The following is an 8706-nucleotide window of genomic DNA, read 5'->3' as shown; positions in this document are numbered from 1 at the left end:
CGGAGCTCGTGAAGATGATGGAATTATCCATGAGGATGAGGAAGTACGCAAGGAGCGTCGTTGGCAGAGTGATGCCGAATTTCGTTTTCGTCATACGTTTCGTATCTTCTTTTTATGTCAATTTCTTCAGTACGTTCCTCAGTCTAGAAGTGCCGTGCTGGTCACGCGCGGGGGAGTAGCTCGGCGCATATGCGAGTCGTGCATGTCGGTATACGCGGGACGTATGGGCGTGTCTTTTCGTAGGGAAATTAGTCCGGGGGGGGGTAATAATGGGCATATTCGTGGGAACAGACACTCTGAGCTCGACGACGATGAATGTCTCGCCATGCAGAAGAGGCGCTCCGTTCCTTCGAGGATTACTATTCGCTCAGATGAAGATATTCTCCATCTGAGGGCGCGTAGAGAGAGGGAAGCGCGCTCGAAAAGTGAAGGAAGAAGGTACACATGAATAAGGTACTCAAAGCTGGAGTAACCGCTGTAGCGTCGCTGGCTATGCTCATGGGCATGGCTGCAGTGCTGCCTACTGCTGCTCACGCAGATGATGCTACGACTACGGCATGTCCTGCAGCTCCTACAAAGAATGCAGATGGAAGCCTTTCTGGTCTCAAGGGCGATGGATATGAATGGCGTTACTATCAGGGGCGTTATTATGCCATCGGTTCGAATGGTCAGCCTATGGCAGACTGCGAAGCGTTCAGTAACGCGGAGCTGAAGCCTACATCTACTGTCAAGACCATCGCCTGCCCTGCAGCGCCTACACTCACCGAGTCTGGATCTCTGCCAGCAGGTGGAGAAGGCTATGACTGGGTTCCTTCTGCTGGCCGCGTGTATGCTGTAGCGAAGAAGGGCTACCAGTTCGCGGGTGAAGATAAGGCTAAGTGCGGTGGATTCGCACATTCTGAGCTGAAGAAGGCTGAGCCTGCTAAGCCGACACCTACTGTCAAGACCATCGCCTGCCCTGCAGCGCCTACACTCACCGAGTCTGGATCTCTGCCAGCAGGTGGAGAAGGCTATGACTGGGTTCATGCTGCTGGCCGCGTGTATGCTGTAGCGAAGAAGGGCTACCAGTTCGCGGGTGAAGATAAGGCTAAGTGCGGTGGATTCGCACATTCTGAGCTGAAGAAGGCTGAGCCTGCTAAGCCGACACCTACACCGACGCCGACACCTACGCCTACACCAGAACCTCAGCCTCAGCCAAAGCCACAGCCACAGCCAGTGGCCTGCGCTGTTCCTGCTCCTACGAAGGATGCGAAGGGTAAGGTTACTGTGCCTACTACTGCTGACGGTTCTACGTGGGTCCGTGTTTCACAGACGGGTGCATATACGGCTGTGACGAAGAGCGGAAAGCAGATAGAAGGCTGCGAGCCTCTGACCATAAAGGAGCTGAAGGCTACTTCTGAGACCACTCCAGATAAGAAGCCGGACACCAAGCCAGAAGTTCCTAGCGTCAAGCCTGGCGATGACTCGGTTAAGCCAGCTGATAAGCCAGTTCCAGCTGATTCTCAGGTGAAGCTCACCCTCGCTTCTACCGAGGTAGTGGCTGGCCAGGAGCTCGAAGTCAGCTTCAGTGGCCTCGAAGCGGGTAAGGCATACTCCGTATGGTTCCGTTCCACTCCAGTGCTCATCGGCAGCTTCACCGCTACGGGTGAGACTTTCACGGGCCGCTTCACTATCCCAGCAAATGCTGAAGCTGGTGAGCACCACATCGTTCTGACTCTCGAAGGATCGGACGCTCCACTGGCGCAAGCCGCTCTGACGGTAAAGATGCCAGCGAAGGTCATGACGACTGCTGAGAAGAAGGATGTGAAGAAGACTGCGGATAAGCTCGCTCAGACGGGTACGGACATCATCGCTCTAGCAGGTCTGACCATGATGGCAGTGCTTGGTGGTGCTGTGGTCGTGCTGAAGACCCGCGCTCGCCGCTAGGTTTTCGCTTCGGCTCATGAGACACGATGGGGCTGGCGCCCGAGGTCACATAAACCTCAGGGCACCAGCCCCGTCGTCGTATTCATCATGGTCTAGAACTGGATATCTCCATCGTTCTGCAGAAACTCGAGAATATTCAGGTGACGCACGCCGTCGCGCTGAAGGGGAAGGACATCTAGAGTAAACAGATACTTCGGGTATCCGTCCGCTAGCTTTGTAAAGGGACGAAACTCGCGCTCTTCTACAGAAGGGTCCTCCACACTCATAGATACCTGAATATACGCGTACTGGTCTCGTTTGCGGACGATGAAGTCGCACTCGAGCTGCCCTACGGTTCCTACGCTTACGTCATACCCCTTACTTTTGAGATGAATGTAGAGGATATTTTCGAGGCTAGGGCCATAGCTGAGACGATGATCTGTGTTTCGTGCGAAACGTATACCTTGGTCGGCGAGATAGTATTTTTCTCCACCGCGCAGTGATTTGCGTGAGGTGAGATCGAAGCGAGGACACTTATAGAGTACCTTCGCATTCTCGAGAAGGGTGACGTAGGATGCGAGAGTTTCGCGCTTGAGACTAATCCCTTCCGTATTCTTCAGATAGCGCAGAATGGCAGAAAGGTTCGTCGGGGAAGCAGCATTATTAATGAGGTAATCCTGTACTCGAGTAAAGGTATCTCGATGACGGACCATCTTTCGCGCTGTAATATCTTTATCAAAAATCTGCGAGATAACGTCTTCTATATAGTGCGCTTTCGGCTCTGCTTCATCATAGCTCAGTGCGCGAGGAAATCCTCCATACGTGATGTAGTCGCGGAAGGACTGCGAGACATTCTCGGACGGCTTTCCGAGGAAGGAACGCATCTCGAGGTATTCACTGAATGACAGTGTGAACATCTCGAATTCGATGTAGCGTCCAGTCAGTTTCGTGGCGAGTTCCCCAGACAGAAGGTAGGAGTTCGAGCCAGTGATAAAGATGGAACACGCACGCTCTTCACGCCACGCATTCAGCACAGTCTCGAATCCTCGCACATTCTGAATCTCATCGATGAAGAGATAATACAGTCCAGAACCATCGAGCTTCACGAACTGCTCGATAAGTGTGTCGAGCTGGTCTGGCTCAGTGATGTGCGTGTAGGCGCGACTGTCGAGGTTCAGAAAAATGAGATGATCGGCAGGTACTCCGGTATCCGCCAGCTCGTCACGGATGCTCATCATGAGGCTCGACTTTCCGCAGCGGCGTATGCCAGTGATGACTTTTATCAGCTCAGTGTCCTCGTAAAAAGGACGAATGCGCGTGAGATAACGTTCCCGAGGATATGTCTCCATAGCTGCCTGCCTTCACTACTTCTCCACATAAAAACATCTTTTAGGGGGTAAAAGTCGTCAAAAAGAGGAACTTTACCCCCGTTAACCACCTATTTTAGCAGAAATTCCGAGAAGAATACCATGCTAGAGGAAGAATTGCCCACACAAAAGCGCTAAAAAGCGGACTATACAGAAAAAGAAAGGGGGTAAAAGTGGGTGAAAACTCCACTTTTACCCCCGTAAAGCGTAAAGCCGAAAAAAGCAGAAAGCTTACAGCGCCACGCCTGCACCCAAGCCAGCAGCCTTCGCCTTCGCCCAGGTCTGGGCCGCGTGATCCCAGTTCACGATATTCCACCACGCCTTCACGTAATCTGCCTTGACATTCACGTAGTCGAGGTAGAATGCGTGCTCCCACATGTCCAGCATGACGAGTGGAACGATGTTTACAGGAACGTTCGACTGCTGATCATACAGCTGGAACGTCACGAGACGGTCGCCGAGTGCATCCCACGCGAGCACTGCCCAGCCGGAACCCTGCAGGCCGAGAGCAGCAGCGGTAAACTGCGCCTGGAACTTCTCGAAAGAGCCGAACTGCTTCGTGATCTCTTCGCCGAACTCGCCGTCTGGACGGCCCTTTCCTTCTGGAGTGAGGTTATTCCAGAAGAAGGTGTGGTTAATGTGACCACCGAGGTTAAACGCGAGGTTCTTTTCCCAGAGGTTAATGGCAGCGAAGTCGTTCTTCTCGCGTGCTTCTTCGAGACGCTCGAGAGCTGCGTTCGCGCCGGCTACGTAGTTCGCATGGTGCTTATCGTGATGAAGCTCCATGATCTTACCGGAGATGTGTGGTTCGAGTGCTGCGTAGTCGTATGGCAGCTCTGGAAGAGTGTAGATAGCCATGTGTAAGTCCTTACTCTCGTATGGTTAACACTTCCATTTTCGCACATTTCGCTCTCAGCTGCTTGCGTGTGTATGAGCTGAGAGCGATATGTGCCGAATATCACGCTTGCGGTGAGCGCGCTTCGTGCGGCTGTGCGGGAGTGCGAGCTAGATGAGCTCGATGTCCACGTCGAGCACGAGCGGCTTCGTCGCGTCCAGTTCGAACTGTGGATGCACCGTCGAGCCCCACGAGTCGTCGCCGCCCACGCCGAGCTGCCCGGCGAGCAGGCGCAGATACGTGTGCGTATGCGCTGGCAGCTCCTCCTGGTGTGCCGCCTCGTCGAGCATGGCGCTGCTGTACGGCAGGGCGCTGAAAGCGAAGGCATTCGCGCTATCCGAGCCGTGCGCGCTGATCCGCAGACCGTGGCCGAACTGGTCCGTGAGCTCCACGAAGCGCGTGCCTTCGTGGTTGCCCGTTTCTTGCGGCATGAGATACGGCTGCACGTCGTCGAAGATGGTCGTGGACCACACGCCGAGTTTCGCGCCGTTTGCGCGGTCCGCATACGTTTCGTCCGGCCCGAGACCATAGAACCGCGTGCGCGTGTACGCCGCCGGCAGCTTCCACTCGAGGCCGAAGGCGAGCGGATTACTCGGCTCGTTCGCGCTTCCCGGATACGTCAGCGTCAGGTGTACGCGCGCGCTGGCGTCCACGCTCCACACCGCGCTCACCTGAGTTTTGCTGCTCGTGGCCAATTCATACGTATACTCACCGGTCAGTACCCCACGGTCGGTATCCACCATGAAGTTCTGTCCTACCATTTTCGCGAAGCGTCCGGCAGCCAGCCACTGTGCTCGGCTAAAACCTGCCTTATATCCGCGGTCATTATCCGTGAGCGCTCGCCACGTGGTCAGCTGTGGGACGCGCAGAACCATATCATCACTCTGCGCGAGGCGCTTCATGCTCACAGGGCCTCCGTGCTGGCGGGACAGGAGCACTTCCGCGTCCTTGGTGCGCAGACCGAGGTTCCAGTAGTCTTCCGTAATGCGTGGCTTCTGTGTGTCTGTCTGGGCAGGTTCCTGATGGATGCTCACCGCGCGCTGTCCGAAGGTGAGCTCGTATCCTGCTGGAGCCCATGGTGTGGCCTCGCCGAGAGTCTGGCTCAGCTCATAGACCACTTCGCTGCCGAGATGAGCGAAGGCTGTCGCTTCTGGCCATTCGATGAGCACATCCTCCTGCTCGCCGGCTGGGACGTCGAAGACATACGTGTCCTTCCAGACTTCCCTGCCATCGACGAGCACGCGTGCGACGAAGATAGAGTCTGAGGTGGAAGTGAAGAGATTATCATTCTGAAGGTGTGCGCCATCCTCAGTGACCTGAATCTTCACGTTTGCGTAGAGGAACTTTACTTCCTGAGCCTTCGCGGTAGGGCGGCGGTTCGCGAAGACGATGCCGTTCCCACTGAACTCATAGTCCGTCGGACGGTCATACCAGTCTCCACCGTAGGTCAGACGCGTGGTGCCGTCTGGCAGCTGCTGCTCGAGACCCTGGTCTCCATAATCCCAGATGAATCCACCCTGATAGAGTGGGTAGCGTTCGAGATCCGTGTAGGACTTCATGTCTCCCAGAGAGTTTCCCATGGCATGCATGTACTCACAGGACAGGTATGGCTTCGTCGGCTCACCATACTCCCACGTTCCTGTGAGGTACTTTTCTACATCAGCAGCAGGAGAGTACATGCGCGACTCGATGTCCGTCACATGCGCATTCGAGCGCAGCCAGGTGGTTCCTTCGTAGTGTACAGGACGCGTGTCTACAGCATGGAAGAAGTCGCTCATGGCAGTAAAGACATCACCACCATAGGATTCGTTCCCCAAAGACCAGATAAGCACGCTCGCATGGTTCACATCACGCTTAAACATGGACGTAGCGCGGTCGATGCACGGATTCAGCCACTGATCCGTCTTATTCGCTGGCACAGCGCGCTCTTCGGTAACCACACCGAAGGCATCGCACCACGTGCCGTGTGTCTCGAGATTCGTTTCGTCGATGAGATAGATGCCATACTCATCGCACAGCTCATACCAGCGTGACTGGTTCGGGTAATGGCTCGTGCGCACGGAATTAATATTATGCTGCTTCAAGAACTGGATGTCCCAGAGCATCTGCTCTTCGGTCAGTGCGCGCCCACAGTCGGAGCCAAACTCATGCCGGTTCACGCCCTTAAAGAGGATCCGCTTTCCGTTCAGCTTCATGATATGGTCGGCTGGGTCGAGCTCGAAGTGACGGAATCCTATCTTCTGCTCAGCGACCTCGATAACCTCACCAGACTGCGCATCCACAGCGGTGACCACCAGAGTATAGAGGTACGGGTCTTCTGCAGACCATGGGTGTGCGAAGTCGATGGTCTGGCCGAGAGTCAGCTCGCTCGCCGCGCCCGTAACGCCCTCGAAGTGCTGGGACGAGCACAGCGTGTCATCCGCATCGTAGACCTCCACGTGGAGGTCGGACGGAGTAGAGGAAGAATTGGCCACATAAAGCGAGCCGGACAGAACGCCTGCGCCACGCTCCACGTCGAAATCAGCCACAGACTGCACGTGCTCGACGTGGACGGCCGGCAGTACGTCCGTGTGGACGCTGCGGAACAGGCCGTGCAGGCGCCAGTAATCCTGGTCTTCCAGCCAGTGCGCGGTGCTGTACTGGTAGCACGCCACGACGAGCGTATGCAGGCCGTCCGCCGCGCGCGCACGCAGAGCCGCCGTCACGTCGAACTCGCTCGGCGTAAACGAATCCTCCGCGTAACCCACGAAAACGCCATTCAGCCAGACGTAGATGGCCGTGGCAGCGCCGTCGAACGTGAGCGTCACGCGCTCGCTCGGGCTCGAAAGGGCCGCGCGCTCGCGGTTCGAGAGAACGAAGTCGCGCGTGTAGACGCCCACGTGGTTCTCAGACGGAATGCTCGGCGCGTCCAGCTGCTCATGACCATCCCACGCATACTGCTGATTCACATACTGGTGGGGGAGCAGGCCATCGGTCTGAAGATGTCCCGGAACGCGCACGCGAGAGGACTTCTCACCGAGCTGTGCGAGGACAGCGTGCGAAGGTGCACAGTCAGATGCCGCGGCCTGGCTCACGCGCTCGAGAAGCGTCTCGTCGTGCAGCAGCACACTCGCATGCCACGTGCCATTCAGGTCGTCGAGGCTGTGGCGCAGGCTCTGCTTCTCTGCTCCACCCCAGACGTGATGGGCGCTGTGTGCTGGAAGGCGGTTCACTGCACAGATGCTCGGATCTGTCAGCCAAGTGGCACTCGCCTCGGTGGCAGTCTCGATGTGCGGTGTAGCGTAGGTCGTGTTCGTCATGTGTTCTCCTCGGTGAGTTTAGTGAGTTTAGGGTAGCAGGGGGAAATGGGATAGAAGGAGGACGCTAAGCCAAGCGTCGCACGCTCGACCGCTCGATAAGCTCGTTCGGAATGAGCTTCTTCACGTTCAGCTCGACGCTCTGTCCGTCCACGAGCGCCTTCGCCGCCGTGAACGCCTCGCGGCCGATGATGTCGAAACGCATACGCAGCGTGGTCAGCTCGAGGCGCGGCACGATGTCCACGAGCGAATCGTCCACGCCTATGATGCTCACGTCTTCCGGCACGCGCTTGCCCGCGGCGCGCAGACCCAGCATAACGCCGTACGCCATCTGGTCATTCGCCGCGTAGACCGCTGTGCAGTCCTTCTCATGAGCCAGCGCGAGACCAGCCTGGTAGCCGCTGTCTGCCAGCCAGTCGCCGCGATACAGCGGGGGAGGCGTGCTCACGCCATGTTCAGCGAGCGCATCTCTCCAGCCTTTCTCGCGACTCTGTGCCGCGCGCGAATCCGCGGGGCCAGCCACATGGTAGACCGTCTCGTGCCCGCGGCTCATCAGGTAATCCACAGCCTGAACCGAGCACCCATACTGGTCGCCATCCACGGTAGGACAGTGTTCCGACGGCTGGTCCACCACGAGCACCACGGGAAGCTCTGCAGGCGGCGTGAAATCCTCGAAGTCCGCGATGCGCCTCTCGAGGATAACGATAACACCGTCCACCGGAAGCTGCTTCATGTGGTCTACTGCGGACTGCAGAGTCTGCTCGCGCTTATCCAGCAGAGTAAAGATAGTGGTAGCGTAACCATTTCGGTTTGCCTCGCTCGAGATGCCGTCGAGGATGCGCGAGTTACCGAAGGTGGCCGTGTTAAACATGACCACGCCCACGTTATTAAACCTCTGGTACTTCAGCGCCCGCGCCGCGTAATTCGGCCGGTAGCCGAGCTTACTCATGGCGAGCTCCACCTTTGCTTTCGTGACGGGCTTGACGGCCGCGCTTCCGTGCACGACGCGCGAGACCGTCTGCGGCGATACGCCCGCCTCGCGCGCGACGTCCTGCAGCGAGACGGAACCTGAGTGTGCCATGTGACCCTCCTGAACGTACGTAAGCTGCTTTGCTTGTTTTTCTGGCAATTCCTGCTCTTAGTATACCAAGACCGGTGCGAAGCTCTGGGCAACTCTTCCGCGTGCCGAGCTTGCATTCGGTCTGTGGTGATGTTATTATGATAACGCAAACATTCGAGAAAT

General features: G+C 56.8%; 5 protein-coding genes. 1 reads left to right on the top strand and 4 read right to left on the bottom strand.

Annotated features, from left to right (window positions below; translation table 11 throughout):
• The first annotated feature begins 444 nt into the window (after window positions 1-444).
• The gene (locus ALMA_RS06800; RefSeq protein WP_094726938.1) at window positions 445-1926 is read left to right on the top strand and encodes a hypothetical protein; all 1482 of its coding nucleotides are present in this window, start codon (window positions 445-447) and stop codon (window positions 1924-1926) included.
• Window positions 1927-2018: 92 nt separating this feature from the next.
• On the opposite strand, the gene ALMA_RS06795 is transcribed toward ALMA_RS06800, so the two are convergent.
• The 4 genes from ALMA_RS06795 to ALMA_RS06780 form a co-directional block, all read right to left on the bottom strand.
• Complete coding sequence (locus ALMA_RS06795) at window positions 2019-3254, bottom strand: ATP-binding protein (protein ID WP_094726937.1); 1236 nt, start codon at window positions 3252-3254, stop codon at window positions 2019-2021.
• Between the two features lie 249 nt (window positions 3255-3503).
• Window positions 3504-4130, bottom strand: a complete 627-nt coding sequence (locus ALMA_RS06790; RefSeq protein WP_086106418.1) for a superoxide dismutase — start codon at window positions 4128-4130, stop codon at window positions 3504-3506.
• Window positions 4131-4277: 147 nt separating this feature from the next.
• On the bottom strand, window positions 4278-7466 hold the full coding sequence (gene lacZ / locus ALMA_RS06785) for a beta-galactosidase, LacZ type (RefSeq protein ID WP_094726936.1): 3189 nt from the start codon (window positions 7464-7466) through the stop codon (window positions 4278-4280).
• A gap of 64 nt (window positions 7467-7530) precedes the next feature.
• Window positions 7531-8544 carry a LacI family DNA-binding transcriptional regulator gene (locus tag ALMA_RS06780; RefSeq protein ID WP_094726935.1) on the bottom strand — a complete coding sequence of 338 codons (1014 nt, stop codon included), beginning with the start codon at window positions 8542-8544 and terminating at the stop codon, window positions 7531-7533.
• Window positions 8545-8706 lie beyond the last annotated feature (162 nt).

It is taken from the genome of Alloscardovia macacae (assembly GCF_002259705.1).
GTDB lineage: Bacteria > Actinomycetota > Actinomycetes > Actinomycetales > Bifidobacteriaceae > Alloscardovia > Alloscardovia macacae.
This window is presented reverse-complemented; position numbering and strand designations above follow the sequence as displayed.

Bases quoted from the DNA above. Each gene is read 5' to 3' on its own strand.
- ALMA_RS06800 (WP_094726938.1), top strand. From the start codon at position 445: ATGAATAAGGTACTCAAAGCTGGAGTAACCGCTGTAGCGTCGCTGGCT.
- ALMA_RS06780 (WP_094726935.1), bottom strand. From the start codon at position 8,544: ATGGCACACTCAGGTTCCGTCTCGCTGCAGGACGTCGCGCGCGAGGCG.
- lacZ (WP_094726936.1), bottom strand. From the start codon at position 7,466: ATGACGAACACGACCTACGCTACACCGCACATCGAGACTGCCACCGAG.
- ALMA_RS06795 (WP_094726937.1), bottom strand. From the start codon at position 3,254: ATGGAGACATATCCTCGGGAACGTTATCTCACGCGCATTCGTCCTTTT.
- ALMA_RS06790 (WP_086106418.1), bottom strand. From the start codon at position 4,130: ATGGCTATCTACACTCTTCCAGAGCTGCCATACGACTACGCAGCACTC.